This window comes from Oceanispirochaeta crateris (genome assembly GCF_008329965.1).
Taxonomy (GTDB): domain Bacteria; phylum Spirochaetota; class Spirochaetia; order DSM-2461; family DSM-2461; genus Oceanispirochaeta; species Oceanispirochaeta crateris.
This window is the reverse complement of sequence record NZ_CP036150.1, coordinates 3,745,140-3,771,541: the sequence shown is the minus strand read 5'-3', so window position 1 is coordinate 3,771,541 and position 26,402 is coordinate 3,745,140. Positions and strand designations below refer to the sequence as shown.

General features: G+C 43.6%; 26 protein-coding genes. 14 read left to right on the top strand and 12 right to left on the bottom strand.

The window, feature by feature from the left end:
• Positions 1-87: 87 nt before the first annotated feature.
• Both EXM22_RS17135 and EXM22_RS17130 read right to left on the bottom strand, forming a co-directional pair.
• Positions 88-1,431: an L-cysteine desulfidase family protein gene (locus tag EXM22_RS17135; RefSeq protein ID WP_149487696.1), complete on the bottom strand. Its 1,344-nt coding sequence runs from the start codon at positions 1,429-1,431 to the stop codon at positions 88-90.
• A 40-nt stretch (positions 1,432-1,471) separates the two neighbouring features.
• On the bottom strand, positions 1,472-1,861 hold the full coding sequence (locus EXM22_RS17130; protein ID WP_149487695.1) for a Rid family detoxifying hydrolase: 390 nt from the start codon (positions 1,859-1,861) through the stop codon (positions 1,472-1,474).
• 1,070 nt (positions 1,862-2,931) lie between these two features.
• On the opposite strand from EXM22_RS17130, the gene dctP reads away from it, so the two are divergent.
• The 3 genes from dctP to EXM22_RS17115 all read left to right on the top strand — a co-directional run bounded on the left by dctP (position 2,932) and on the right by EXM22_RS17115 (position 5,978).
• Positions 2,932-4,011: a TRAP transporter substrate-binding protein DctP gene (gene dctP / locus EXM22_RS17125; RefSeq protein WP_149487694.1), complete on the top strand. Its 1,080-nt coding sequence runs from the start codon at positions 2,932-2,934 to the stop codon at positions 4,009-4,011.
• A gap of 138 nt (positions 4,012-4,149) precedes the next feature.
• Complete coding sequence (locus EXM22_RS17120) at positions 4,150-4,683, top strand: TRAP transporter small permease (RefSeq protein ID WP_149487693.1); 534 nt, start codon at positions 4,150-4,152, stop codon at positions 4,681-4,683.
• On the top strand, positions 4,683-5,978 hold the full coding sequence (locus EXM22_RS17115; protein WP_149487692.1) for a TRAP transporter large permease: 1,296 nt from the start codon (positions 4,683-4,685) through the stop codon (positions 5,976-5,978). The genes EXM22_RS17120 and EXM22_RS17115 overlap by 1 nt, the downstream gene beginning before the upstream one ends.
• Positions 5,979-6,157: 179 nt before the next feature.
• On the opposite strand, the gene EXM22_RS17110 is transcribed toward EXM22_RS17115, so the two are convergent.
• A complete protein-coding gene (locus EXM22_RS17110) occupies positions 6,158-6,484 on the bottom strand; it encodes a hypothetical protein (protein ID WP_149487691.1) in 327 nt (108 codons plus the stop codon).
• 419 nt (positions 6,485-6,903) lie between these two features.
• Here EXM22_RS17110 and EXM22_RS17105 point away from each other — a divergent pair, with 419 nt between their 5' ends.
• The 3 genes from EXM22_RS17105 to EXM22_RS17095 all read left to right on the top strand — a co-directional run bounded on the left by EXM22_RS17105 (position 6,904) and on the right by EXM22_RS17095 (position 9,711).
• Positions 6,904-7,680 (top strand): alpha/beta hydrolase, encoded by a 777-nt coding sequence (locus EXM22_RS17105; RefSeq protein WP_149487690.1) that lies wholly within the window; start codon positions 6,904-6,906, stop codon positions 7,678-7,680.
• Between the two features lie 10 nt (positions 7,681-7,690).
• Complete coding sequence (gene miaB / locus EXM22_RS17100; protein ID WP_149487689.1) at positions 7,691-9,001, top strand: tRNA (N6-isopentenyl adenosine(37)-C2)-methylthiotransferase MiaB; 1,311 nt, start codon at positions 7,691-7,693, stop codon at positions 8,999-9,001.
• A 122-nt stretch (positions 9,002-9,123) separates the two neighbouring features.
• On the top strand, positions 9,124-9,711 hold the full coding sequence (locus EXM22_RS17095) for a LysM peptidoglycan-binding domain-containing protein (protein ID WP_149487688.1): 588 nt from the start codon (positions 9,124-9,126) through the stop codon (positions 9,709-9,711).
• A gap of 1 nt (position 9,712) precedes the next feature.
• On the opposite strand, the gene EXM22_RS17090 is transcribed toward EXM22_RS17095, so the two are convergent.
• The 4 genes from EXM22_RS17090 to EXM22_RS17075 are packed head-to-tail and all read right to left on the bottom strand — an operon-like array spanning position 9,713 to position 11,858.
• On the bottom strand, positions 9,713-10,330 hold the full coding sequence (locus tag EXM22_RS17090; RefSeq protein ID WP_210411514.1) for an RluA family pseudouridine synthase: 618 nt from the start codon (positions 10,328-10,330) through the stop codon (positions 9,713-9,715).
• Positions 10,312-10,950 (bottom strand): hypothetical protein, encoded by a 639-nt coding sequence (locus EXM22_RS17085; protein WP_149487686.1) that lies wholly within the window; start codon positions 10,948-10,950, stop codon positions 10,312-10,314. The genes EXM22_RS17090 and EXM22_RS17085 overlap by 19 nt, the downstream gene beginning before the upstream one ends.
• Positions 10,940-11,500, bottom strand: coding sequence for a Gx transporter family protein (locus EXM22_RS17080; protein WP_246157042.1), 561 nt, complete (start codon positions 11,498-11,500; stop codon positions 10,940-10,942). Before EXM22_RS17080 ends, EXM22_RS17085 begins: the two co-directional genes overlap by 11 nt.
• A complete protein-coding gene (locus EXM22_RS17075) occupies positions 11,490-11,858 on the bottom strand; it encodes a NusG domain II-containing protein (protein WP_149487684.1) in 369 nt (122 codons plus the stop codon). The genes EXM22_RS17080 and EXM22_RS17075 overlap by 11 nt, the downstream gene beginning before the upstream one ends.
• 42 nt (positions 11,859-11,900) lie before the next feature.
• Here EXM22_RS17075 and EXM22_RS17070 point away from each other — a divergent pair, with 42 nt between their 5' ends.
• Genes EXM22_RS17070 through EXM22_RS17055 form a run of 4 tightly spaced genes read left to right on the top strand, consistent with a single transcriptional unit; the run spans position 11,901 to position 16,224 of the window.
• Complete coding sequence (locus tag EXM22_RS17070; RefSeq protein ID WP_149487683.1) at positions 11,901-13,169, top strand: SPL family radical SAM protein; 1,269 nt, start codon at positions 11,901-11,903, stop codon at positions 13,167-13,169.
• A 3-nt stretch (positions 13,170-13,172) separates the two neighbouring features.
• Positions 13,173-13,685, top strand: coding sequence for an outer membrane beta-barrel protein (locus tag EXM22_RS17065; protein ID WP_149487682.1), 513 nt, complete (start codon positions 13,173-13,175; stop codon positions 13,683-13,685).
• A gap of 3 nt (positions 13,686-13,688) precedes the next feature.
• Positions 13,689-15,836 carry a B12-binding domain-containing radical SAM protein gene (locus EXM22_RS17060; RefSeq protein ID WP_149487681.1) on the top strand — a complete coding sequence of 716 codons (2,148 nt, stop codon included), beginning with the start codon at positions 13,689-13,691 and terminating at the stop codon, positions 15,834-15,836.
• On the top strand, positions 15,817-16,224 hold the full coding sequence (locus EXM22_RS17055) for a PGPGW domain-containing protein (protein WP_168203592.1): 408 nt from the start codon (positions 15,817-15,819) through the stop codon (positions 16,222-16,224). The genes EXM22_RS17060 and EXM22_RS17055 overlap by 20 nt, the downstream gene beginning before the upstream one ends.
• Before the next feature lie 3 nt (positions 16,225-16,227).
• On the opposite strand, the gene EXM22_RS17050 is transcribed toward EXM22_RS17055, so the two are convergent.
• A complete protein-coding gene (locus EXM22_RS17050) occupies positions 16,228-17,232 on the bottom strand; it encodes a diguanylate cyclase (RefSeq protein WP_149487679.1) in 1,005 nt (334 codons plus the stop codon).
• A gap of 110 nt (positions 17,233-17,342) precedes the next feature.
• Between EXM22_RS17050 and EXM22_RS17045 the strand changes: the two genes are divergently transcribed.
• Positions 17,343-18,053 (top strand): TVP38/TMEM64 family protein, encoded by a 711-nt coding sequence (locus EXM22_RS17045; RefSeq protein ID WP_149487678.1) that lies wholly within the window; start codon positions 17,343-17,345, stop codon positions 18,051-18,053.
• Here EXM22_RS17045 and EXM22_RS17040 read toward each other — a convergent pair.
• Genes EXM22_RS17040 through EXM22_RS17030 form a run of 3 tightly spaced genes read right to left on the bottom strand, consistent with a single transcriptional unit; the run spans position 18,013 to position 19,959 of the window.
• Positions 18,013-18,828, bottom strand: coding sequence for a DUF547 domain-containing protein (locus EXM22_RS17040; RefSeq protein WP_168203591.1), 816 nt, complete (start codon positions 18,826-18,828; stop codon positions 18,013-18,015). The genes EXM22_RS17045 and EXM22_RS17040 overlap by 41 nt on opposite strands.
• A complete protein-coding gene (locus tag EXM22_RS17035; protein ID WP_168203590.1) occupies positions 18,806-19,408 on the bottom strand; it encodes a CDP-alcohol phosphatidyltransferase family protein in 603 nt (200 codons plus the stop codon). The genes EXM22_RS17040 and EXM22_RS17035 overlap by 23 nt, the downstream gene beginning before the upstream one ends.
• 11 nt (positions 19,409-19,419) lie before the next feature.
• Complete coding sequence (locus EXM22_RS17030) at positions 19,420-19,959, bottom strand: glycine cleavage system transcriptional repressor (RefSeq protein ID WP_149487675.1); 540 nt, start codon at positions 19,957-19,959, stop codon at positions 19,420-19,422.
• A 202-nt stretch (positions 19,960-20,161) separates the two neighbouring features.
• On the opposite strand from EXM22_RS17030, the gene EXM22_RS17025 reads away from it, so the two are divergent.
• From EXM22_RS17025 to EXM22_RS17015, 3 genes are all read left to right on the top strand, one after another.
• Positions 20,162-20,665: a DOMON domain-containing protein gene (locus tag EXM22_RS17025; protein WP_149487674.1), complete on the top strand. Its 504-nt coding sequence runs from the start codon at positions 20,162-20,164 to the stop codon at positions 20,663-20,665.
• 177 nt (positions 20,666-20,842) lie between these two features.
• Positions 20,843-22,075: an MFS transporter gene (locus EXM22_RS17020; protein WP_149487673.1), complete on the top strand. Its 1,233-nt coding sequence runs from the start codon at positions 20,843-20,845 to the stop codon at positions 22,073-22,075.
• The gene (locus EXM22_RS17015; RefSeq protein ID WP_149487672.1) at positions 22,072-24,363 is read left to right on the top strand and encodes an acetate--CoA ligase family protein; all 2,292 of its coding nucleotides are present in this window, start codon (positions 22,072-22,074) and stop codon (positions 24,361-24,363) included. Before EXM22_RS17020 ends, EXM22_RS17015 begins: the two co-directional genes overlap by 4 nt.
• Before the next feature lie 148 nt (positions 24,364-24,511).
• Here the strand turns inward: EXM22_RS17015 and EXM22_RS17010 are convergent, their stop codons facing one another.
• Positions 24,512-26,314: an HD domain-containing phosphohydrolase gene (locus EXM22_RS17010; RefSeq protein WP_168203589.1), complete on the bottom strand. Its 1,803-nt coding sequence runs from the start codon at positions 26,312-26,314 to the stop codon at positions 24,512-24,514.
• Positions 26,315-26,402 lie beyond the last annotated feature (88 nt).

Genomic DNA, 26,402 nt, shown 5'->3' with positions numbered 1-26,402 from the left:
AGATCACCCCCATTTATAGAGGATGACTTGATTAGGAAATAATCTCAACAAGTAGTATTTTCAAATTATCTATCTGCAATTTTTGTGTTATATTGTTTTGCATTTTTTTCTTTTTCTTTCTTCTTTCAATAAAATACTATTGACCATCAACTCATCAAGTAAATCCATGCTCTTGTTCGCAATGTCAGTAATGCAGTTTACAGTTTCTTCTAGTGTGTTATCTGCCACACCATCAAAATAGCCAACCTCAATTCCCGATTCAGCCAGCTCCACTGCATTTAGTGCAGTCATACTAGCAATTGACATTTTCAATGCACACCCATTTTTGGCACCATCACATAACATCCCCGCAAGTGGTGAAATTGAATTTTTAACTGCTCCACGGATCGCTTTTTCATCTAACCCTTTTAAATAGCAAATACCTGCTGTGGCGCCAGCGGAAGCAGCGATTGCGCACATGCAGAATGCAGCGGAACGTCCGATATGGATCTTTACAAAGAAAAGCATCAGACAAGATAAAGCTAGTGCACGAATCATCTCTTCCTTAGAGGAGTTATACGATTCTGCAGCAAGGCCAACAGGTAAAATAGCGGTTATACCTTGATTACCATCTCCCATTGCTGCCATGGCAGGATAACTGCTACCACCCATACGGGCATCGGAAGCTGCAGAAACCAGAATTTGTACCTTTTTATCCAAAGTTACTGGCAGATACTTTAACGGTTGTTCAAACAAATCTGCAGGTACTTTATTTTTCTGAAACGTAGACCTGAGGTAAGCCCGTCCACTATGCAATCCAAATTCATTTTTCAAACCATCCTCAGCAAGAGCTAGATTCATCTTATACCCGTCCAACAGAAATTGCAGTTCCTTGGTATCAACATGGGAGATGTAATCAAAGATGATGTCTGGGGTTAAAAAAACTTCATCTTGCTCAATTTCCTTCAGAGAGTCTTCGTTATGAAACATTTCCTGGCCATTAACTGATACACTGATGATACCATCATGTTTACCCGAAAGAATTGTGATAACCGTTTCGTTGTTGGTAATTACCTCTGCACGGACATATACACCGGTCTCCTCCCCGTCACTGAAGATCTGCACCCTACCTTCATCGACCATGAGCTGTGCCTTCTGAATATTCTGGGGAGTGCAAGGTTTCAGAACCTCCATCCCGAGTGTATAATCACCACCCAATAGTCCTATCGCCGCGGCAATCCCAATCCCCGGCTCTGTTGTACCAGGAGTCGCAACTCCAAAGCCTATCTTTAAAAAAGCAGGGCTAACGTATATATTCATTAAATTCACATCAGCAGTGAGAAAAGGCTTGCACCGAGCTGCTGCAAGAGCATAGGCAGTGGGTCCAGTACAGCCTAACGCAGGTTGCATTTCCATTTCTAGCATTTTGGTAATATCATCATGTGTAATCATAAAGGCCTCCAATATTTATTTTTATTCAATAAATCAAGTATTACACTGCTGCGATAACATCAATCTCGACATTGACTCCATCATATAGCTGTACTCCAGAAACAGTAATCCTGGCCGGGTACCCATTATCAAAATACTGAAGATACACATTGTTCATTTCTTCAAAATATATAGCATCAGAAAGATGCACAGAACATTTGACAACTTTATCCATATTACTACCAGCATCATCTAGCATATCTTTAATTGTGCGCATAATAGTGTGCGTTTGTTTTGTAACATCTTGATGTACGATTTCACCTGTTTTAACATCTGCCGAAATCTGACCGGAAATAAACAGAAAATCTCCACACTTTACCATCTGAGAATACGGTCCCACCGATTTCGGTGCTTTATCAGTAATTAAAACCTCTTTATCCATTTTATCCATCCTATTACTATTATCTCTAAAATTTTTCAATTTTTGAAATTAAAACTATACAAGTACCAACAACACCCATTATTAATAGTGTCCTACTTATCCATAGATCATCCCAATCCTAGAATCCAGAATGCAATCAATTTTAAGCCTAACAGCACTGAAACGCTCTAACTGACTATGTATTTCTTATTCCTAGAATTATATCTGACTGTTTCAACAACAATGGCCTCTGCATATTACTAGTTAATAAATAGAGATCGTTCTCATTCCTGAATCTTCTATTAGAAATATTCCTATTAGATTGATTTGCCAGTTTTTGTACGTTTATTATTGTTTGTATTTTTAGCACCTGTCAACAAAAATAACAATTTATTGTTATTTTGATCGCATTAATACAATATTTTAATTCCTTGATAAACTCTTCCAACCAAAATGATAAAATAATTTTTCAACTGACAGGAGTTCTTAAGACACAAGAATCAGAGTGTTAGGAGTATCTATGAATTTTCGAAGAATGACTTTTATGGCAAATGAAAACCTTTTAGAAATACCATGTTCTGAATATGTGTAGACTCCGACTTCTGAAAGTTTGAATCGAAAACTACTATCTACAGAAATAGAATAGGAAATTTATAATCCGTTGCTTTGGTTAAAACTATCAGCTAAAGCAATGGAGATTTCAATATTCAAAACAAAAAGTTGATACATCATCTTAGCAACCAGTCAAACCTGTTGCTTGAGCTAAGAGAGTCTCCGAATCCGAATAAATAATGATTTAATAGGGATAACAAACCCAAAGTATAAGTAGTAAGACTATCTATAATTATATTCATTCTCTCATGTGGAGAGTGTGAAAAATACTCGATTAAATGCTATAAAAAACTATACATCTCCTTGATTGCACAAAATTTAAATAATTATGAAGAATTTCTAAAATACAAATATTTTGTACAGAACAAGGAATAAATACAAGATATTGTTATAATTTTGTTGACAACTAGCAGAAAAGCTAACAATAATAAACATGCCTTAATTGGCAATTAATTCAATCAACATAATTAAAGAAAGGAGAAATAATTATGAAGGATTCCGCAAAAAAATTGGGTGCACTTCTCTTGTGTTGCATTCTGATTTCCGTTTTTTCTGCTTGTGGAGGTGGCAAAAAATCCACAAGCAATGCTTCTGCTGATGGAGAGAAATCAACAAACCTTACTTCTACTGATGACTTCATTCCTGTGGAATGGCGTATGGCTAATCAACATCCCAATGATTCTTTTGTAACTTTAGCAGACAAAGAAATTATTGACAGTATAAAAGAGGCTACTGATGGTCGCGTCAATATTACTCTTTACCCAGACAACCAGCTCGGTGATTACATGAGTGTGTTTGATGAGATCATGTTTGGAAGCGTTGAAATGGGGCATATTTCTGTTAATTCTGCTTATGATTCCCGCCTATTGGGTACTTTTTTGCCTTACTTAGCCACAGGCTATGATCAGCTGGCTACTATTTACAGTCCTGATTCGTACCTTTTTAAAACAATACACGAAATTGAGAGTAAATTAGGTATAGAACTGATGGGATTTTTTTGTGAAGGTTTTGACGGTGTCGGTACCGATGTTGAACTGACTGATGCTGCTGTGGTTGGTGCTGAAAAAGGAGCTCTTATCAGAGTTCCTGCTATGGACACTTTTGCTGAATGTAATATAGAGCTAGGTTTCCGAACGACAACTATTCCATATTCAGATACCTATACATCAATTCAGACTGGTCTTGCGGATGGTTGGGCTGGTGGTCCAGCAAACCTAAACTACCAATATTTTCGTGATGTTCTTAATCACTTCTATGATTACCAACAAGTACAAGAAGCTACTCATATCCTGATAAGTAAAACTGCCTTTGAGAAACTATTGCCGGAGGATCAAGAATCAATCCGTACGATTATCCAAGATAAATGCCTTGACAGCATATCGTTAGCTCAAGAAGATGAGGGAAAATACAAGACCCTTTTGGAAGAGAGTGGGGTCACAGTCGTTGAATTTTCTGATTCAGAACGAGCGACTTTTGCAGATGCTGTTCGTGCCAATGTATGGCCAAAACTAGCACAAACTTTTACTCAGGAGTTTTTGGACAATGTTCTAGCTAGTTTTAATGAATGAGTTCCAGTTATGTTCTAGTTTCTAATGAATATTTACAATGGCTCCATTGAGACAATATGGGGTTTGCAGAGATGTAAATCCTATATTGCCTCAATGGATGGATCAAAGATATATAAATTAGGAGGGTAATATAAACATATGAAAATTATTGCATATATAGATAAAGTTTTGCAGATAATCTATGATTATATAATCATTATATCAGGATCTATCGTTACGATTTTGATTATGACAGGCGCGTTTATGCGCTACATATTGAAAACTGATTTTTATGGTTCTGAAGAGATTATACTAATATTCGGTTACTGGCTGTATTTTATTGGAAGTATTTCCGCATCACGATCTAAAACACACCTTAATGCAGATATGGTATCTATCTTTACCCAAAACCCAAGGATTATTTCTATCAAAGAAATCATCAAAGATCTCCTTAGTTTAGCTATATGCTGTGTAGCGATAAAATGGTGCTATGACTATTGGTCTTGGACGATTGCTCTCAAACCCAGAACAAGTGTCCACAAGATACCCTACTACTTTCAGCAATTTCCTATGTGTTTAGCTTTTTTTATGTGGGGATTCTATTTAATTCGCGATTGCGTCACCTCATTTCTAGATCTCAAAAATATTGACACAAAAGTATCTATAGAAATTTTTAAAGGACGGAATGCCTAATGACATCATTAATTGCTCTTTTAATATTAATTCTAGCCATGGCAGTTGGCATTCCTATTCCTCTGTCCTTCTTTCTATGCGCTGCTTTTATATGCACCATTGGCGGATTTAATCCCCTAATGTTATTCTCTTACGGCTTTAACAACCAAAACAGTATTCTTTTACTGACTATTCCTCTATTCGTTTTGGCAGGCGCCATCATAGACAAAGGTGGCATCGGTGAAAAGCTAGTTCAGGGGTTAATGAAGCTTTGCAAGGGCTCTAAGGCTGCTCTTGGCACAGTAACCATTATTTCCTCGGCTATGTTTGGTGCTGTGTCTGGAAGTGCCACTGCAACGTTGTCATGCATTGGATCAATTATGACACCTCGTCTGAAAGAACAAGGCTATAAGCCCGGCTTAATAGGTGCCATGCTTGCCAGTTCCGGGGTGCTAGGTATAATGATTCCACCTAGCATTTTAATGATTTTATATGCTTGGGGTACTGGGACCTCTGTGCTAGCTTGTTTTTTAGCAACGATTATTCCGGGTGTGATCCTTATTACATTATTCAGCATTGTGAATGCATACTTTGTGAAAAAAGACCCGGATATGGTTAACTTTCAGCCTTTAAAGAAGGAAATTAAAGAAAGTGGGGAAAGAAAACAACGAAGTGCAGTTCCAGCTGTCATGATGCCTATATTATTACTAGGAAGTATTTATGGTGGTGTCTTGACTGCTACTGAAGGTGCAGCATTCTCAGTCATTTACTCTCTGATAATTGGTATTTTTTACTATCACCGAATTGACTCTATTTCTTTCAAAGCGGCCTTGGTCCAAGCCGGCGAGACATCAGGTGTTATAATGGTCATGCTATTTTCAGTGGGAATTCTCAGCCGTATGTTTATGACAGAGAACTTGCCTGACCTGATTTTGAATTTTTTAACATCCCTTTCTTCTAACCGTGCAATAATTTTAATTATGATTAACCTATTTATGCTCGTTATCGGTATGCTCATGGATGATTGCAGCGGTACAGTCCTCAGTGCTCCTCTTTTACTCCCTGTAGTTATGGCTTTAGGTATGACACCTATCCAATTTGCAGCCGTATTAAGTGTCAATATTGGCATGGGCAACGTCACACCTCCATGTGCACCGTTGCTTTATTTAGGGGGAAGAGTCGCTGGTGCTGATGTCAAGGAAATGCTTAAACCAACTTTTTCTCTCATATTATTTGCATGGATACCTACACTAATTTTGACTACTTTTGTACCAGATCTTTCATTACTTCTTCCACGGCTAATGGGATATGTATAAAAACAATACATTTGTATACTTAATATTATAATAGAGTTCATTATGGAGATAGTGTCCCTAGTTTCCTGATTAACGGATTGCCTAAAGTTAAAAAAACTATATATTAATTGGGATCAGGAAAATCAGACAATACGCGATTACTTTTCATTGTAATGAATACAACCAGGAACCCATGTCGGCTAAGGTTTCGACATGGGATTCATAAAAGGTCTGATGGTAATACTCTCTAAAGCTCTAGTACATCTACGAGGACTTCTAAAAGAATTGCTAAAAAGACTAAAGCTCCACCATACAAGAGCCAACACCACCACAGAAAAGCCTACTGAAAGATCAAGATCTGCAGTTATCAAAATAAGCGCCATCCCAGTAATAAATATCAGTACAAAACTGGGCGAACGTAAAATATTGAAAATATTCCCACTAGAAATAAAATTATTGTTTATGGAAGAAACAAAGAAAATATAGACAGCTGAAGCAATGGTGATGCTGCTTTCCTGACCATTCATAGATTATCTTGTAGCACCTTTGATATCACCCAAAACATCCTTATTATTTTTCAATATATCCCTCCATGATCACTAATGGATTTAGATTAACCTTAAATTTAACTAAATGGGAGGATGTTTTTTACATATAACCACTATTTATTGCATTATTAGGAATAAAATAAAGTGTTAAAGACTAAAAGAAACAAGATAATTTTGTTTCCAACTTATTTTGTTTAAAGATAAAAAAGATACTTAAGATAAGTATAGAGATTCTATCATCATAAGGAAAAATTATTTATCTGGACTTATAATTAAACAATTTTATGCAAGAATAAAAATAGGAATTCAACCGCATTTGACATTGCGTCTGCTTTAAAATAAAGTCAATCTTAGGGTCAAATAGTTCTATCAAAATAAGTCATCAGGGAGAAACAATAATGAACTTCGACAAAATTCCATCAAATACTCAAATATTGCCATTGGGACAACCCCGTTTTCATGAGGGTGGAGATGAAGCAGTACTCCTCGTGCATGGATTTACGGGAATGACATCCAATTTTTTCTACCTCTTCGACCGGCTGGTCTCAGAAGGATACACCGTATCCCTTCCCCGTCTCCCCGGTCACGCTAGCAATGCCGCCGATTTCCATGAATCGACAGGACACGACTGGCTGCGCTGTGTAGTTGATGAGTATGTGCTTTTACAATCCCGGTACAAGACCGTGTATATTGCCGGTCTCTCCATGGGCGGTCTGTTGACCCTCATCCTGGCTGCTCTCTTTGACCCGGCAAAAATTGTCGTCATGGCTCCAGCAATCAGCATAAGAAACAAACTTGTTTTCAAGACTCCTTTTCTCAAGTATTTCATACATTCCGTCAAGGGTTCCTGGAAAGAAGAGGACGAAGACGATGAAGAGCGGAGAACCCTGGGAAGGGCTTACTGGGCAAGAACGGATGTTATAAAGGTAGCCGACATGATTGCCCTGAGAAAAAGAGCCCTTAAAAATCTTTCTAGGGTCAAATCTCCAACCTTGACTATTGTGTCCGAAGGAGATAAAACGGTAGCTCCAGATGCGGTCCAGATCATTGAGAATGGAATAAGCAGTAACCGAAAAGAGCATATAGTTTTGGTGGAGAGTCCCCATGTTCTGGTCAATGGTTGTGAGCGAAAAGAAGTGGCAGACCGCATCATAGACTGGTTTAAAAAGGAGTGACACTCCCCTTATGAAATACTATGTACTGACACTGGGTTGTCAGATGAATATATCCGATTCCGAAAGGCTAACCACAGTCTTCACAGGCATGGGATTCACAAAAACAGACAAAGAAGAAGACGCTGATATTCTGGGAATCGTGGCCTGTTCGGTCCGGCAAAAAGCGATCGACAAGGTGTACAGCAGGATTCATCTTTGGAACAAATGGAAAAAAGATAAAAACCTGATTACCTTTGTGACCGGCTGTCTTTTGGAAGAAGATAAGAAGAAATTCCTCAAGACCTTCGATCTTGTTTTTGAAACAAACGATATAGCCGGACTTCCCGAGATGATCAGCCAATACGGGATAGTCACCGCGACAGGTCTGCGTCCTCATCACGATCAGAAGGAGTTCTGGGGCATCAGTCCCTCTTATGACTCCGACTATGAAGCCTTTGTCCCCATCCAGAATGGATGTGATAAATTCTGCACGTACTGTGCGGTTCCCTATACAAGGGGCAGAGAAGTATCCCGCCCCTCAGCTGAGATTCTGGATGAAATCAACAAGCTTCTGCAAAAAGGGTATAAATCCATTACCCTCCTGGGACAAAACGTCAATTCCTACGGATTAGACAAGGAAGAGGAGCTTAGCTTTGCAGAACTCCTAGACGCAATAGGAAAAATGGGAGATGCGTCAGAACATGCATTCTGGCTCTACTTCACCTCTCCCCATCCCCGGGATATGACATTGGATGTACTGGAAACCATGTCCCGCTACCGCTGTCTTGCCAAGCAGGTACACCTCCCCCTCCAATCCGGAGACAATGAAATTCTCAAAAAAATGAACAGAAACCACACTCTGTCCGACTACAGGAAGATCGTTGAGAATATCCGACGGATACTGCCGGAAGCCACCCTCTTTACCGATGTGATCGTAGGGTTCACCGAGGAAGGGGACGAGAATTTTGAAAATACACGCCTTGCCATGGAAGAGTTTAATTACAACATGGCTTATATAGCCACCTATTCTCCCCGCCCCGGAGCTGTAAGTTCCCGCTGGGATGATAAGATTCCACAGGACATAAAAAAACAGAGGCTCCATATTTTATCTGATGTGTTTATAAAATCGGCAAACCGCTACAACGCCTCTCTCATTGGCAAAACACTAAATATTCTGGTAACAGGAAAATCCAGAGACGGCCGGCGTTGGACAGGCCTGACAGAGGGGAAAATCAATATACACTTTCAGGGAAACCAGGAAATTGTCCCGGGTCATTTTGTCCCCGTAAAGATTACCGGGTCTACAGGAATATCCCTTGAGGGAGAATTCCTTTCATCTTAAATAAAAAAATCTTGTGAATCTTTTTTTGTGTACTTTAATTTGAGTTTCGCCGATAATTAAGAATGATGGAAAAGAAACGATTACGGAACATTTTATTATTTCTCTTTTTTATGCTGATCCTTTTGTTCACAATCAGATACGGTTACGAATACTTTCAGAATAAACAAATGATGCAGGATGACATTGAAAAGACGAGTGTTAGAGAGACCGTCGTACAACCCATAGAAATTCAAAAAGATGAAGAGCTGGACGTGCAACCTGTTATCGAAATTCCATCAGGAGCCGAGGAAGAACCGATCCAGCGCCAGATAACGGGAGAACACAAGGTTCTTGAAGGGGAAAATTTTTCCCTGATTACCGGATTTTATTGGGATGATATCTTCCTCTGGCCCGATCTGTACATCCGCAATTCGATGCGCAGTGATGATCCGGATCTGATCTACCCCGATGAGATAGTCACAATCTATAACCGTTTGGGAACAGGAAACAACTTTAGCACCAGGGAAACCGAAGAGATACTGGAAGCCTACCTGCAAGTGTATGAGATATACAAAAAGCTGGGAGCGGAGAAAAACAACTCTGTTTGGAGTCTCTTATGGTGTGCCGCCCGATATGATCATGACTTTTTAGACACATACAAAGACAGGATTGATCCGGCAGATCGAGCCATGGCCCAGAAATACATTGACGAACAGGGATTCCTGGACTGATTTAAAAAGGCACAACCGATTCAAAGTGCCGCAAACATCCACTCACAGGATCAAGAAACTCAAGAACACAGGCATGCAGGGCCATTCGGTAGAATGGGGGGCCGCCATAGAGTGAATCTCCCAGGATAGGAGCCTTCATGGCCGCCATATGAAGACGGAGCTGATGAGTCCTGCCTGTTTCGGGATACAACTGAACACGCCAGTGGCCTCCACTCTCTTCTCCCAGAAGACGCCAGCGGGTTAGAGACAATTTACCCTTTTCTTCATCAATGATTTGCAGGGGACGATTATCTACATCCAGACGCTGCCTCAACTCAAGACCCCCCTCTTCCCGGGGCAGGCCGGACGAAAGCAGGGCCTGATATTCCTTGTGAATTAATCTTTGTTCAAATTGATGCCCCAGCTTCTTCTGGGCCTCTTTATTCCTGGCCCAGATCATCAGTCCCGAAGTGGGCTGATCCAGCCTGTGAACCACCAGGATATCTGGAAAGTCCCGTTGAAGACGGGAGTAAAGGCAGTCCGCTTTTTCTGGCCCTTTTCCCGGAACGCTGAGAAGTCCTGCCGGTTTCTCTGTCAGAATCCATGAATCATGGCTTTCAATCACATAAGGATTTGCCACAAAAGAGTTCCCCAGATAAGACAGAAAAGAAAGACCACATAGAGAAAAGAGACCAAGGCATTAGCCTTGGGTCCTGAAACTTCCTGGGGAGCCATATCTCCCATGCCATCGGGCGGAAAGAGCTCCAACAGGACCAGGTCGAGACTCCCGATAAAATCTCTAGGTGAAATTTTCTTACGTCCGTTCAGGATCTCTTCAAAGTAATAAAAGGTCTTGGCCAGCAGCCCGCCCAGTTTTCCCGGTAGTTTCAGGTCGGGGGTCACCGAAAAGAGGGAGAGGAATACGAGTCCACAGAGTGTCAGCCCTTTAGTCAGTCCCGTCATCAGGGCACCGCTTGTAATCTTAACAGGCCCGAGCTCTGTCAGTATCCGTCCCACAGGACTGAGAAGATGAAAGAATGTGATGGAGCCGATGAGGAAAAAGAAATAGAAAAATCTGATCTTTTTTCCAGCTAAAAATCCTAAAAAGGCAAAGACAAGAACGAGTAAGCCCTTTGTACTCAAGGATTCAATCATAAAGAAGCCGGGAATCATGGCCATACCCGTCCAGAACCTCAACTTTGGACTCAAAAACAGAGCCAGCCGATCCTGTCTACGCCGTCTTTTACCCTTATTTTTCATCTACGGCCTCTTCTGTTAAAAGATCATCTTTCAAGGCACCCTGCCTGATGAGTTCCCACCATTTTGACTTTTCTGAAAACCTCTGGGCAAAAAGACCGATAAAGAGGCCGGATACCAAACCAATCCCTAAAAAGAGTGGTAAGATCCGCCAGGCTGAGGGTCCGAAAATAAAACTGATAGACAGTATAATTTGAGCCATATTGCTGGTGAGAGCCCCCATGACACTGATTCCCACAAAGGAGATACGAGGTCTTAACGCCTTGTAACAAAGCCACATAAGCAAACCACTGGCAAACGAACCGACCATAGAAAAGAGGAACACATAGGACGCCAGAGTTCCATTCACCAGCGCCTGTCCCAAGACTTTTAAAAGGATGAGTAAAAAATAAGCCGGTGCCGAAAATAACTCAAGACTAAGAATAACAGGGAGATTGGCTAAGCCCAGGCGCATGAAGGGAATAGGTCTGGGAAAGAGGTACTCTATGGTAGACAGGAACATACTAAAAGCGCCCAGAAGGGCTATTCTATTGAGTTTTTTCTCAGTAAACACCTGCATCCACCTCCTGATCATCTCCTTTACCGCCGGTATACATAAAAATCTTATTGGGCAGACAGGCCGCCCATTCACCAGCTCTGTGTATCTCGCCCATTTGAACGCAAAGGTTATCATCACAATCAGAAGATTCAAATCTGGCATGACCATCTTCAATGACAATAACTGTCTCGCCCACAGGTCCTTCCAAATCGATAACCCGATCCTCTTCCAGGGGATAGATGGACTGTCCGGCCTCATCCTCAATAATGACATACCCCTCTTCCTGACTCATCCTATTCCCGTAGAGGGTAAAGGCCAGAAACACGGCAAGAGAAAAAACAATGGCAAGAATATCAAAGAGCCTTAATTTCACCTATGACAACATCCTTATATCTTTTAATATGACAAACAGCATATGGATAACAAACTAACACAATTTCGAGGGAGCAGGGAATACCTGACCCTGAGCGAGAAGAATAGAATATTTCTGGAGACTCTCTGCGGACATTGGCAGTTTTCTGTACAGCAGATCAGACAGATTATCAGGATGACAAGGGATCTAGAAACCTGGGATGAAGCAAGCCTCGAAAAACTATGGGGAGAGTCCGAACCCATAAAACCTGGAGACCGGGGAGAAAAAGAAAAGCGCTTTAAGGCATTCTCAGACTCCTGGCGTTCTCTCAGGGATGCCCCCAAGGATTACAGTCATTTCTCCCCGGGGAGGATTGAGCATCCATCGCCAGGCTTCCAGGCCATCGAGGATGACCGCCGGATACTAGGAGACTGCCCAGTGGCTTCGCCTAAGACTCGCTGCTGTAATTTGAAAACACTGGATGCGGTAATCAATTGCGGTTTTGACTGCTCATACTGTTCTATACAGTCTTTTTATACGGAAAATAAAATTCTCTTTCACAGCGGTTTGAAGGAGAAACTGTCCCGGCTAAACCTTGATCCGGATAAGACCTGGCATATAGGAACCGGACAGTCCTCAGACTCCCTTATGTGGGGCAATAGAGACGGCCTTTTAGAGGATCTTTGCAGTTTTGGACGGGATAACCCCAATGTGATCCTGGAGCTCAAAACAAAATCTGATAATATCAATGAGCTCCTCGAAATGGATGTCCCCCCCAATATGCTCCTCACATGGTCCCTCAACACACCGACCATCATTGCCGCCGAAGAAAGGCTCACAGCCTCCCTCGACCATCGGCTCAAAGCAGCACGAAGGGTGGCGGACAGAGGAATCCCCGTGGGATTTCATCTGCATCCCATGGTCTGGTACAAGGGCTGGGAAGAAGAATACAAGGCTCTAACGGCGACGATGACTGAGATGTTTCACCCCTCAGAAGTAGTCTGTGTCTCCCTGGGGACTCTGACGTTCATCAAGCCGGTGCTTAAGAAACTGAGGGAACGTCCCATCCACAGCAAAATTCTCCAGATGCCTTTAGAAGAGGCCGCAGGAAAATGGTCCTATCCTTTGAAGATCAAGGAAGACCTATTCAAAACCACCGCTTCGGGACTTCAATCGTGGCAAAAGGACGTTTTTTTTTATATGTGTATGGAAGACCCCCAGCTGTGGGAACCAGTTTTCAACAAGTCCTACAGGGACAATGATGAATTTGAAAAAGATATGCTCTATAATTATCAAAAGAAAATTTCTGCAATTCAAAACAGGAGAAGATAAAAAATGAAGAAAAGAATCATAATGGCGTCCATCATACTCATGATCAGTTCTGCCTCGGCCTCTGCACTTCCTTTTATAGACTTTCAGCTCGGTGCCGGATATAACGGGTTTTATGTTACAGACGGAGACAATGACTTCAAAGGCTATCCTCTTGGTATGACTGCTTTTGGCGGCGTGGGGTATAAGTTTTTCCCAACCCTGAGCATCGGTGCGGAGTATGAATATGCCCAATCCTGGTCAAGGGACGATCTTGGAACAGGCCTGACACTCTCAGTTGTGGAGCATCTGCCCAAGATGTATCTAAAATTCAATGCCCTCAACCTTCTGACCGTTTCGGCCCTTGCGGGTGTGGATTATCAGACACCAAGGATGGACAGTACAAACGGAAACAGCGAAGCGGCCTTCACCATGGGAGCCAGAGTGGCCTTTCTCTTTGCCTATGCCCAGTATCTGATGGTCTTTAACCCTGACAGTGTGGACAACCGGATCAGCATTGGGGCTATTTTCAGCAAATAGTCTATGAATATACTCCTCATAACCCCTCCCTTCTGCCAGCTGAATACACCCTATCCCGGAACCGCCTTTCTCAAAGGATGGCTTCAAAAAAGCGGGCATCTTGTAGATCAGGCGGATACAAGCCTAGAGACCTACCTACGGCTTTTCAGCCGGAAGGGACTGGAAGAGTATGTATTCGGAGAATGCCGTCCCGCCGATTTTTCCCACAATGACAGCCTTCTCAGGACCTGGAATCTCAGGCAGAGGTATATGGAAACCATCGATCTTGTCCTGTCTTATCTTCAGGGTAAGGATACCCCACTGGCAACCTTGCTGTGCCGGCCGGGATTCTTACCGGAAGGAGAACGGTTTGATAAGAGAGAAGAGGGTTTACCTGCCTCATACGGAACTCTAGGGATTAGTGACAAGGCACGCATGAGGGCGACACTCTACCTGGAAGATCTCGCCGATTTTCACAGAGATACCCTGGATGCCGATTTCGGCTTTAGTCGCTATGCAGAGCATTTAGCCATGTCTCCCCCATCCTTTGATGATCTATATAAGAAGACACAGCTCGGTGAAACACCGGTCAGCCGGATACACACAGAGATTCTCGGTGAACGAATGGAAAGCTTCAAACCTGATATGGTCGGCTTTTCTGTACCATTCCCGGGAAACCTCACAGAAGCCCTGAGAGGGGCCCGATTCATCAAGCAAAACTATCCCGGGGTTCACCTCACCCTGGGAGGCGGATACATCAACACCGAGTTGAGGAACATCGGCGACATCCGCCTCGAAGAGTATTTTGATTCCATCACCTTAGACGACGGAGAGGATGCCCTCTCTGCCCTGGTCTCATCCATCGAGTCGGGAGACACAACAGAGTTGATCAGAACCTGGCAACCTAAAGAAGGGAAATGGTGTTTTTTTGACACCCAACAAAAAGAACTTCGCCATAAAGAAAGACCGGCACCCGACTACAGCGACCTTCCCCTGGATCAATACCTCTCCCTAGTCGATATGGAAAATCCCATGCACCGCCTGTGGAGCGAGGGGCCCTGGATCAAAATGATGCTGGCTCATGGCTGTTACTGGCGCCGCTGTGCCTTTTGTGATACATCTCTGGACTATATCAGCCGTTTTGATCCCGCACCAGCCTCCCTGTTGGCAGACCAGATAGAAGAACTGATACAGCAAACAGGAAAGAGGAGCTTTCATTTTGTGGATGAAGCCGCCCCTCCGTCGCTGATGAAAGAACTGGCTCTTGAGCTTATCAGGAGAAAGACAGACATCAGCTGGTGGACGAACATCCGTTTTGAGAAGAACTTCAACTCCAGTCTCTGCCGTCTTTTGGCGCGGTCCGGATGTATTGCGGTCTCCGGCGGTCTTGAGGTTGCCTCGGACAGGCTGTTAAAAAGTATGGACAAGGGAGTTACGGTACAACAGGTCAGTGCCGTCACTGCAGCCTTCGGCAAGGCAGGTATTATGGTTCATGCCTATCTGATGTACGGGTTTCCAGGCCAAACCCGTCAGGAGTTGATGGATTCTCTGGATGTTGTCCGCCAGCTCTTTCAAAACAGGCTGATTCACTCGGCCTACTGGCATCATTTTGCCTTGACTGCTCACAGCCCGGTGGGCTGTCATCCCGAGGAGTTCGGGGTGACTATTACGGGGCCAAAAATGGCAGGATTTGCACGTAATGATCTGGAGTTTTCCCAGGAATCAGAAGAACTCAAACACTACGGAAAAGGCCTTCGTACCGCCTTGTACAATTATATGAGTGGAAAGGGATTTCAGGTTCCGGTCAAAAAATGGTTCTCATTCAAAACAGTCTCCCCGCGGATTCCTCCAAAGCTGATAGAGAATCTTTTGGAAAAGACAGAAGAACTTCAATTAGAAGAAAACTCCCGTCTGGTCTGGACAGAATCAATCCCGGAGAAAAGTCCGAATGGTCTGGTCTTCAGGGGAAATGATTACCAGGAGGAAATGCCTCTTACCCCGAATGAAATAGATTTTATCCTAATCCTTCTGAAGCGTTGTCTGCCCGAAGCCGGGATCTTCACTCTGGACTCTCTGGATCAACTGACAGCGGAATACGGCCTGGACACAGATGAATGGCTGGGAACACAAGAGTTCAGGGAACTCATGGAATATGGTCTCCTGGTTCTCTGATCTCCTTCAGACTCACAGCGCTCTGATGATCACCATCGGATCCCTCTCTCTGCTAACCTTTGCAGGGACAATCCTGATCCTGCCTGTTCTGCTCATCCGGATTCCCGAGGATTACTTTCTAAAAAGCGGCGCAAAACAAGATCATAAGTACAAGGGGAATATCATCTTTCATATTGCCAAGAACCTGGCTGGAATTCTTTTTTTACTCATGGGATTCATCATGCTTTTCATCCCCGGTCAGGGATTACTCACCATTCTCGCGGGTCTCTGGTTGATGGATTTTCCCGGAAAGAGAGCCCTGGAGGTCCGTATTATTCATACAAAATCGATTTATAGGGGCATCGATTATATCAGAAGGAAAGCGGGCAAACCCTCATTGAAACTGTAGCTCTCAGGTCGGCCCGGCTTGTCCTGGGTCCAGAGGTTCTTCCTTCTCACCGAAAAAGGCCACCCGGTTTCTTCCTCTCTCTTTGGCCTTGTATAAGGCGGCATCGGCCCTGGAGACGATATCCCGTGCTGCATTCTCAGTATCTATAAATGAAGCGGCTCCAATACTCATAGTCACCTTAAGTCCGGTCCGTTTGGGGGTATCATTTTCAACCGCCCCTCTCAGCTTTTCCGCCACATTCAAGGCACTGTCCATATCCGTTTCCGGCAGGATAACAACAATCTCTTCTCCGCCATAGCGAGCGGCTATATCAATCATCCTGATATTATCACTTATAATAGAGGCAATCTCTGTGAGAACCTGATCTCCCTTGGGATGCCCGTGTACATCATTGACGTTCTTAAAAAGATCAATATCCAGCAAGAGAAGGCACAAGGGCTGCTTATACCGTTTTGCCCTTTCTACTTCTCTTGAGAGAACATCATCAAAATACCGCCTATTATACAGGAGTGTCAGCCTGTCAATGTGAGCCATACGTGATAGCTTTTCCTTAGATTGATTGATGATGTGCTTCAATTCAAACAGCTGGTTACGGACATCTTCCTCCTTGATGCTTTGAAGGATGGTGGCAATCTTACTTTCCATCACCAGGGTTTCGGAGAGGAGGTTTTCCTCCGAGCGAAGGGGAATACTCCCTTCATGATCCAGCTCACGATATACAAGAATAAAGGGTCCAATGGTTATTCTGTCTTCATTCTGCAGAATATGATCCTTCATGCTGCGATAATTGATCTGAATGCCGTTGGTACTGTCCAAATCCAGAATACGGACCTTGTCCCCTTCCATGCGGACTTCCGCATGAACCCTCGAGACAGTTCGTTCATCCAGAACAATTTCGCAGGAGCTGTCCCGACCTATTCTAAAAATACGTTCCGGTTCCAAAAGCATTTTCTTGTCTAGAAAAAAGAGAAAATGCTGAACCGCAGCAGAATCTTTGGAGTGTATCATATTCTCAAAACTAGCAGATCTATGGGCTTTTATCCAGAAAAATAATCATTCCAGGCTCTTTTAACCCCAGAAGATTGCAAGTATGCCTTTAAGGGATCTACAATGATGTCATGACAAAGAAAAGTTACAAGAATAGAATATTTGCCCTGATTCTCCTGATTGCCCTGCTAGCGGGGATCTTCATTCTGACACCTGCAAGAAATTTACTGGACTTAAAAAGTCTTTTGGCTAATAAGGACAGACTCCTTGAGTCTGTTCAAGACCACTACCTTCCAGCTGTTCTAATCTATATATTCCTGTATATGGCGGTTGTGGCCCTTTCCATTCCCGGAGCGACTGCGGTCACTCTCACTGGTGGTCTTCTCTTTGGACCCTTCCTCTCTGTTCTCTATATTAATATTGGGGCAACCGCGGGAGCAACAATTCTCTTCATGGCCGCCCGATATTTTTTCGGGGAGATGATACAAAAGAAATATTCTGAGAAACTGGCTAAATTCAACAAAGAGATGGAGGAAAACGGCCGGAATTATCTTCTGACCCTCCGTCTGATTCCCGTGCTTCCCTTTTTCCTGGTCAACCTCTTTCCGGGATTGACCAATATTCCCCTGCGGACCTTTATCTGGACCACCTCTCTAGGGATTATTCCAGGCTCATTCGCCTATGCCTATCTTGGCTATGCGGGCTCCACCATACAAGCCGGACAGGGAATTCCGATTCAGCTCATACTGGCCATGGGGTTCCTGGGAATCATCTCTTTGATTCCCGTTGGTTTAAAACACCTCAAAAAGTCCCGTTCAGACTCCAGTCATAATCATAACTGAGTCGACCGGTATAAGCTTTCAGTTCTTGAGCATCTTCTGAAGGTACCCATTGTGATAGGCTCAGGAGCCTATCCTTCTGAGTCTTTCCAAAATCTTCCTTGTACCATTTAAAGAGACTGGATAGATGGAGAGATCCTCCCTTGAATTCCAATCCTCTGGGATGGGAGAGGTAAGTTCGGGCGGCATGATCAAGCTGTGTTTCCAGAGATTGTGCCAAGAAAGCCTCCTCCTGAAGATCAGGACAGCCCACACTGGCGCAATTTACGGCAAAATGGATTCTTGGATCCTGAAAAAAGGGTCTAAGGATTTCATGCTCAATATCATTCAGGGTCAAAACAACCCCTTCCACTTCAGAAATTTCCAGGTCCCAGGGGCCAGAAGAGAACAAACCTGACTTAATATCCCGGATTGATTCCACGGGGCCCTCCTCCAGAATTAAAGAGACAGTGAGAGCGTTGTAGAGGTTGATCCAAAAGGCAAATTGTTCATCCCTTCCCAATGTTGTAACAGTCCTCGTTTCAAGGTATTCGATATACTCCTTCAACTGTTTTTGACCGCCAGCTGTCACCTTTCCATAGGCAAGCAGATTGATATCCCGCTCGTCCCGGTACAGGTTATCCCCTAGCCAAGCCGTCCATGAAGAATGATCTACTGTTTCCGTTGAAGAACCGGTCTTATGAAATTTACTCAAATCATCTGCGGGAAGCACTGCTATTAAAATGACTAGAAACAGAAGAATCAGCGGTACTCTGTTATTTATTTTTTGTATTTCCATTTTTATCATTCTCCCTCACCTGATATAGAATCTTTATAAACCGGGTAACTCCTGTCCAGAGAATGAGAGCATCAAATACCCAGAGAATCCACACTCCATAATCAGGCATAAGGAGCATGAGTGAAAAAACAATGAATGTTTCAGTCCGTTCGGCCAAACCTGCATCATAGTGCATGCTCTTCTCCCCAGCATTCTGAAACAAATTTCCTGCCAGCATAAATGTGGAAAAATTGAATATAACAGCTCCCAGGAAGGCCATTACAGCCAGAGAACTTTCGGGGAAAACCAGAGCAAAAAAGATAACAAAAAGGACCTCCACCACTCTGTCAAAAATCATATCTATAAAGGCTCCCAACGCCGATGACGTCCCCTTGATTCTGGCCAGAGATCCATCGAGGACATCGAATAAACCCGAAATCCATAGCAGGATAAGGGCTGGGAACAAAGCACCCCAAAGGATAGAAACAGCCGAAGCAATACCCAATAGAAAACCAATGACAGTGAGCTGATTGGGAGTGACCCCAAACCTGGCACAAAAGGAGGCTAGGAAGTTAAAGAGGAACTGAACATGTTTGCGCAAACGTGTATCTATCATACTTTACCGGTGACGGCCTTGAAGGAGATATCCAGGTCTTTTTCCTGCTCCAGGCGGTTCAAACCATTTCTCAGCTCCTGAACTGAGACTGATAGTGGTACAATCACATTGGCTTTCATCCTGAACAAGGGAGCTCCCGTCCAGGGTGCATGAGCTGTTTCGGTTTCCAGATTCTCAATGTTTATCCCCTCAGTTCTAATATACCGGGTGACAGTATGGATGATTCCCGGACTGTCCAAAGAAACACACTTGAGCGTATAGGGGATTCCATTGAGATCCTGATCAGGCTGATTCGTCGGTTTGATTTCGATATGCAGCTCTATTTCTTTTTCCATTTTTTCCTGATTGGTGATGAGACTGCTGATGGTTCGCTTCTCTCCGGAAACCAGCATGATCACTGCAAATTCTCCCCCCAAAACAGACATCCTGCTTTCCAATATATTTCCACCGCTTTGTTCAATAGAAGAAGTTAGATCATCAACAATGCCTATTCTGTCGTGACCCACTGCGGTGAGTACTGCTAAATTTTTGTTCATAAATATCCTCCAGGCTCTGAATCCCGCTCACTTCATCGGCTGATTTTACCAGAATAGCGAGAAATAAAGGAGCTTTTACCCCATTCTCACCCCGTATAGAAAAAAACACCAGAAGATTTAATGGAAAGATCGGGCAAAATCACTCATTATTGAGAGTATCTGAGAATTAATATACCGGGTTTTATCCCGATGGAGGTTTTATATGAAGAAAGTTTTGTTTCTTATGCTGACAATTTCCCTATTCACTTCTTTTTTATCTGCCCAACAGAGGGTTGAAGAAAAGGGATTCGATCTGAAATGGGAGACCCAGGGTGACAAACTTGTCTTGACTCTCAAAGCGGAAACAAAGGGCTGGATAGCCTTTGGAATCGATGCAGAAAGCGTCATGAAGGACGCCAATATCATCATACTCTGGGTGGATGATAAGACCGGCATTGCCATGGCGGAGGATCATTATGGAACCGGACGTTTCGCCCACAAAAGCGATATAGAACTGGGGGGTACTCAAGATTTCCAGGTTCTTTCTGGAACACAGACGGAGACACACACGGAGGTGACATTCACAATTCCTCTAGACTCGGGTGATGAATATGATAAACCACTGGAAAGGGGAAAAACCTACCGGCTCTTATTAGCATCAAATAAGAGTGATAATATAAGCTGGAAACACAATAATACCTACGCCCAGGATATTGAAATCCGTTAAAAGCGTATGACCAGGCAGATCTTAAACAGACCAGAAGATCTGCCATAGGCTCTGCCTCACAGAGATTTATTCATGCACTTCCTGTCTTCGGACTGATCCACAGACATTAATCAAAAATGCTGTTCTTTCTCTTATGGGACTGATAGAATCAGTTCTGATTCTAAAAGAGGTAGACCTATGAAGAGATTTGTCGAAAAGACAGCACAGCTCCCCTTATTACGGGGGATGAGTCATAACGGCCGGGTGGTTTTGTTTACCGAACCATTCTGGGCCATTCCCTTCAACATGATTATTGTGTATGCCACCCTCTACATGCAGGCATTGGGTCTGACAGATAGACAAATAGGTTTGGTCCAGACCCTTCTTGTATCTGTTCAGATTCTATCATCCCTATTCTCAGGTGTTCTAACAGACAAATTAGGGAGGAAACGGACGTCTTTTATCTTTGACATGTTATCCTGGTCGTTAGCCTGTCTGGTCTGGTCCTTCAGCAGGAGTTTTACAGGATTCCTGATTGCCGCCGTCTTAAACGGTGTGAATAAGGTTGTCTACGTCTCCTTGTCCTGCATAATGACAGAAGATGCCAGTTCGGAACAAAGGTTGAGAAACTATTCCGGGCTTCATTTTATGGTACTCTGTTCCGGTTTTTTTGCTCCTCTGGGAGGACTGCTGATCTATCGGTCAGGACTGGTGGCTGGTACAAGGATACTATACTTCTGGAGTGCCATCATCATGGGATTCATGTTTATAATCAGAAATATTGGCTGGACTGAACCAACGAAACACCCGGAACAACAAACCGGTGAAACCATGAAAGGATTCATGAAAGCTCTGAGATTTTTTCTTGGGTCAACCGAAAGCCGCATCATCTTTTTACTTCAGGGGATCAACCAGTTCTTCGTGGTCTTCAAACCTCTCTTTTATTTTGCTTACCTTCGTCGGGATGCGGGAATAAGAGCCTCCCTATTGTCTCTGGTCCCCATGATCAGTTCCCTTGTCATCATGGCCATCCTCCTCATCGTTCTTCCACGAATCACAAACAGAATGAGAGGCCCGGCCCTCTCTCTCGGATTTCTCCTGGGAAGTCTATCCCTCGCACTCCTCATTGCCTCAGCCCGCTTCGGGCCCGGCCTCCTCTGGGTCTCCGTAATTCTGGACGCCTTGAGTCTGGCCCTGATCCGGCCCTTGCTGGACAGCCTTTGGGCCGACCATCTTGAGGATAAGAACAGGGCTAGACAGCTATCAGCAGGTAATTTTTTCTTCGGTCTCTTTGCCGTGCCAGCCGGAAGCCTTGCCGCAGAATTATACACAAGATCTCCCGGACTGCCCTTTGCAGCCGGTTCACTTCTTCTCTTAACGGCATTTTTCTTTTCCGTAAAACTAAATCTCAAAAGCAGGATGACAGTATGAATGACCACATGAACAAAGAATCCCTAGAAAAGATCCAGACCCTCCTGAAAAAGGCAGAAGAAGCCCACAGAAAAGAGCTCTATGAATACGAGGTCTATCAGATTCTGGAAATACTGGAACTCAAAATCCCCCGGTATCATTTGATCCGGAATGAAGATGAAATAACCCGGTCTCTTCTATCAGAGTTCGGCAGCAGCCGAGTCGTTATGAAGATTGTGTCTCCCCAGGTGGCGCACAAGGAGAAACTAGGAGGAGTGAAGGTCCTTCATAAGGATATTGATTTCTTACGCTACTCTTTTAATGCTATGAGAGACCTTTTTCAATCTCAGCAGATCCCCATAGAGGGAGTCCTCATTGTTGAATACATCGAATACAGCCCCGAATTAGGTAATGAGGTGATGATAGGATTTAGAGAGAGTGAAACCTTCGGCCCGGTCATATCCTTCAGCAAGGGAGGTTCAGATGCAGAGCACTTTGCCACTCACTTTTCAGCCCCCAACCTGCTTTTGCCGCCTTTGAGCAGAGAATGGGCCAAAGCCCTGATCTCTTCAACGGAGATCCACAAGAAATACCTTCAAGAAGGGAAAGAAGACTATTTAGAACAGATTATTGATGTGAAGATGAAACTCAGCAGTCTTTCTACTGCATTTTCATCTTTTTTTAACACAGATAACGAATTCATTTTCACAGATTTTGAGATTAACCCCTTTGTTTTTGATCCTGATCATAATCTGATTGCCCTCGATGGTTATGCCGTTTTTGAGAGAAAAGAGAATCTCCCCCCTCTGGAGACAAACAGACCTCCCGCCTCCTCCCTGAATGCCTTTTTTCAACCCCGAGGCATCGCCGTGGTCGGGGTGAGCGGCAGTGATCCTGAAAGGCCGGGCAATATCATCGTCTCCAATCTCATAAAACTGGGACGAAAAGATGTGTACTGCGTGAATCCAAAGGGAGGGACACTGACCCTTGCCGGACAGAGTCTACCCCTCTATGAAAATCTGAAGGACCTTCCGGGGCCGGCCGAAATGGTTGTGGTCACGGTTCCTGCTAAGGCGGCACTTTCAGTTGTTTATCAGGCAGCAGAGATTGATTGTAAAGCCCTTCTTTTGATCCCCGGAGGTTTCAGTGAAAGCTCAAACGACAAGGGACCGGAAGACGAAATCCTGACCATATGTCGTAAAAAAGGAATCAGGATTATGGGGCCCAACTGCCTGGGAATCGTGACAGCCGGGTCAATAGAGCATCCTGGAATCAATACCTTCTTCATTCCCGAAAAAAAGTTCCGCTTAGACCTCAGCCGGAAAAGGAATATGGCTCTTTTCAGCCAGAGCGGAGCCCTTGGACTGGTGGAACTGGCACAACTGCGCCACGCGGTCAGTCCCAAGGTCGTCGTCAGTTATGGAAATCAGCTGGATGTCGATCCCTGCGATCTTGTAAACTACTGGTCAGAAGATCCGGAGATCCGCGTCATAGGCATATACATCGAGGGGTTTTCTCCCGCTGCAGGGAGGCGATTTTTTGACGAGGCCTCTAAAGGATTGCTGGACAAGTCCAGGGCTCCCATTGTTGTTTATAAGGCAGGACGAACCCTGGAAGGAAAAATGGCGACACAGTCACACACAGCCAGTATAGCCGGAGAGTACGCCGTAGCCCGAGCGGCTATGAAACAAGCCGGCCTCATCGTTGCAGACACCATGGCCGACCACCTTGGGTATATCAAAACATTTTCCATGCTCACAGACAAAAAAGCCTTTGGACTCCGTTGTGCTGTTGTAACGAATGCAGGATATGAAAAGGCCAATGCGGCGGACAACCTGGGCCGTCTCAGGCTTGCCGAACTGGATGACCAATGCCGCAGAACCCTCAAAAAGCAATTGCCGGATTTTGTCACCATTGAAGCCTTGTTGGATTTGACTCCCATGGTTGGGGATGATGTTTTTGTAGAAGCCGTCCGGACTCTCATAGAATCAGATTCTGTAGACTGTCTCCTGGTATCCATAGTTCCCCACGCCGGGTTCCTTCACACAACAGACGAAGAAATCGAGTCCTGTCCCGAGAATATCGCCGCAGGAATTGTAGAACTGAACAGGATCATGGAGAAACCTCTGATCGTATCCCTCACGGCGACATCCGGACTCGGCTCTGAATACAACCGAATGGGTCAACTTTTAGAATCAGGGGGAGTTCCTGTTTTCCTTTCGGCCGAACAGGCCATGCGGAATTTGGAGGAATTCGTCCGGTACCACCTCATCAGAGAACAGAACAAACTGGAGGATTGGATTCGATAACATCTCAACAGCCTGATCCCGGCTGATCTCATAATGTTAAGAATAAAGAACTCCTGCAATTATTTATAAAAGTAAAAAAAATATATAAATAGAACAGGGGGACGAAACTTGTGTTCCCATAAACAATATTGGAGACGGTTGATTTTACCTAATTTTCCTGGTACTTCTCATAGATCATTTTGACATCTTCAATAGAGTCTTTAAAAGACTCTAACAGATCAGAGTCAAAATGACCGGTCATCTTTTTGGTCATGATCTCAAGAGATTCTTCGATTGAATAGGCTTCTTTGTACGGGCGTTTTGAGGTCAGAGCATCAAAGACATCGGCAATGGCAACGATGCGCCCGGCTATGGGTATTTCTTTTCCTTTGAGACCTCTGGGATAACCAGAACCATCATACTTCTCATGGTGTCCCCGGATTATGTCGATTGCCGTTGCCAGAACGGGAATGGGAAAATAGGACGAGATATTCTGACTTATCGCTTCAATCACCTCTTCTCCGATGGTCACATGAGTATTCATAATTTCAAACTGATCCTTTGTGAGGCTTCCGGGTTTCAACAGGATGCTATCGGGTATACCAATTTTTCCAATATCGTGGAGAGGCGCATAGGAATAGATCTCCCGGATGTCCTTGGGGGTCAGAACATCTGATTTCCGGGCAACGGCTCTACCGATAATGGCCGAATAATGAGAAACTCGTTTAATATGACTGGAGGTTTCATTATCTTTTTTATCCATGAGAGTCACAAAGGATTGTGAGATTCTGGCAATGATATCCTGAATGATGTACTCCAGATAGATTCGACTTTTGATTATGGTAAAAATATGTTTGGCATGTTTTATGGAGATCCCATCAAAACTGTTTTTGCTCCTGCTGGATATAAACAAAAAACCGACACAGCGGTCATTTACAAAAAATGGAATAGTCAGGGAGGATTTAATACCCTCTTTTAAAATTAATCTGGTCGATTCTGAAACGGGAAAACCTGTCTTCTCCAATTTTTTGTCAGAATACTCCTCCAAATCAGGAATATATCTCAGTTCTCCAGAATGGGTATACTCTCCCAAGCTCGTATTCTTCATCGGTTCTGAATGCCCTGGAGCAAGATACAGATTTGAATAATTGGAATAGAACGTTTCTGCTGTAATCTCATTATCACCATTGATAAAAGCCAGGGCGACTCTGTCACAATTTGTTTTTTTTCTAATGGCAAAAAACAGTTCTTTCATAAGGGCTTCCAAATTCCCATGTATCTCAATATTCTGAAGACTCCTGTCCATGATGAGATTTTCGAGGATCTTACTGACTTCGGAGATGAAGGCTTGAGATTCTTCAATATAGGAGTGGTTGTTATGAAAACTCTCATTCCTGTTAAAAAGCTGGACTTCTCTTACATGCTGTAAACCATCCTGAATCTCATTGAAAAACTGATTTTGTCTTTCTTTCCATTTCAAAAGATTTAACAGCATCACAACCATAAGAAACAGGATGGATACGACAAAATATGGAAATCCTTTTTTGTAGACGTTCTGTATCTGGGAGTGGTTTTTTCTCAATATACCAATTGAAATCCGGATTTGATCCAGATAGAGATCATATTGAGTTTCTGGGTCTGTATTATTGAGGATCTCATCATGGGGAGACAGGTCACGTTTTAGTATCTCTGGGGAATCCCTGATAATGTCCATGATCTGTTTATAATTTTGATCAATTTCATCGCTATCTTGTTGTTGCTGGGCGGTGTAGAGACTAGAGATCAACGAGTTAATCGCCGTGATTGAAGAGTTGTATTGGTTTTCAATTGAGGATATGTAATAAATCCAGGAAGTAAACAAAATAACAGTAATAAGTGTGATAAGGATTGTGACAATAAGGAGAAAAAATAGCCTGTCAGTGATAGTCCTTATGCTTATACTGCCCTTTTCGGCAGTTTTACCTGTATCCATATGCATATAAATATATGGAAGTAGTCTCACTTGTCAACAAGACAGTAACCCGATTATACATATAGATTAAGGCTACTCTCCCCATAGG

What these genes read in the sequence shown, in the direction of transcription:
- EXM22_RS17135 (WP_149487696.1), bottom strand. Translation starts at nt 1,431, where the DNA reads ATGATTACACATGATGATATTACCAAAATGCTAGAAATGGAAATGCAA.
- EXM22_RS17130 (WP_149487695.1), bottom strand. Translation starts at nt 1,861, where the DNA reads ATGGATAAAATGGATAAAGAGGTTTTAATTACTGATAAAGCACCGAAA.
- dctP (WP_149487694.1), top strand. Translation starts at nt 2,932, where the DNA reads ATGAAGGATTCCGCAAAAAAATTGGGTGCACTTCTCTTGTGTTGCATT.
- EXM22_RS17120 (WP_149487693.1), top strand. Translation starts at nt 4,150, where the DNA reads ATGAAAATTATTGCATATATAGATAAAGTTTTGCAGATAATCTATGAT.
- EXM22_RS17115 (WP_149487692.1), top strand. Translation starts at nt 4,683, where the DNA reads ATGACATCATTAATTGCTCTTTTAATATTAATTCTAGCCATGGCAGTT.
- EXM22_RS17110 (WP_149487691.1), bottom strand. Translation starts at nt 6,484, where the DNA reads ATGAATGGTCAGGAAAGCAGCATCACCATTGCTTCAGCTGTCTATATT.
- EXM22_RS17105 (WP_149487690.1), top strand. Translation starts at nt 6,904, where the DNA reads ATGAACTTCGACAAAATTCCATCAAATACTCAAATATTGCCATTGGGA.
- miaB (WP_149487689.1), top strand. Translation starts at nt 7,691, where the DNA reads ATGAAATACTATGTACTGACACTGGGTTGTCAGATGAATATATCCGAT.
- EXM22_RS17085 (WP_149487686.1), bottom strand. Translation starts at nt 10,950, where the DNA reads ATGAAAAATAAGGGTAAAAGACGGCGTAGACAGGATCGGCTGGCTCTG.
- EXM22_RS17070 (WP_149487683.1), top strand. Translation starts at nt 11,901, where the DNA reads ATGGATAACAAACTAACACAATTTCGAGGGAGCAGGGAATACCTGACC.
- EXM22_RS17065 (WP_149487682.1), top strand. Translation starts at nt 13,173, where the DNA reads ATGAAGAAAAGAATCATAATGGCGTCCATCATACTCATGATCAGTTCT.
- EXM22_RS17060 (WP_149487681.1), top strand. Translation starts at nt 13,689, where the DNA reads ATGAATATACTCCTCATAACCCCTCCCTTCTGCCAGCTGAATACACCC.
- EXM22_RS17055 (WP_168203592.1), top strand. Translation starts at nt 15,817, where the DNA reads ATGGTCTCCTGGTTCTCTGATCTCCTTCAGACTCACAGCGCTCTGATG.
- EXM22_RS17050 (WP_149487679.1), bottom strand. Translation starts at nt 17,232, where the DNA reads ATGATACACTCCAAAGATTCTGCTGCGGTTCAGCATTTTCTCTTTTTT.
- EXM22_RS17045 (WP_149487678.1), top strand. Translation starts at nt 17,343, where the DNA reads ATGACAAAGAAAAGTTACAAGAATAGAATATTTGCCCTGATTCTCCTG.
- EXM22_RS17040 (WP_168203591.1), bottom strand. Translation starts at nt 18,828, where the DNA reads ATGGAAATACAAAAAATAAATAACAGAGTACCGCTGATTCTTCTGTTT.
- EXM22_RS17030 (WP_149487675.1), bottom strand. Translation starts at nt 19,959, where the DNA reads ATGAACAAAAATTTAGCAGTACTCACCGCAGTGGGTCACGACAGAATA.
- EXM22_RS17025 (WP_149487674.1), top strand. Translation starts at nt 20,162, where the DNA reads ATGAAGAAAGTTTTGTTTCTTATGCTGACAATTTCCCTATTCACTTCT.
- EXM22_RS17020 (WP_149487673.1), top strand. Translation starts at nt 20,843, where the DNA reads ATGAAGAGATTTGTCGAAAAGACAGCACAGCTCCCCTTATTACGGGGG.
- EXM22_RS17015 (WP_149487672.1), top strand. Translation starts at nt 22,072, where the DNA reads ATGAATGACCACATGAACAAAGAATCCCTAGAAAAGATCCAGACCCTC.
- EXM22_RS17010 (WP_168203589.1), bottom strand. Translation starts at nt 26,314, where the DNA reads ATGGATACAGGTAAAACTGCCGAAAAGGGCAGTATAAGCATAAGGACT.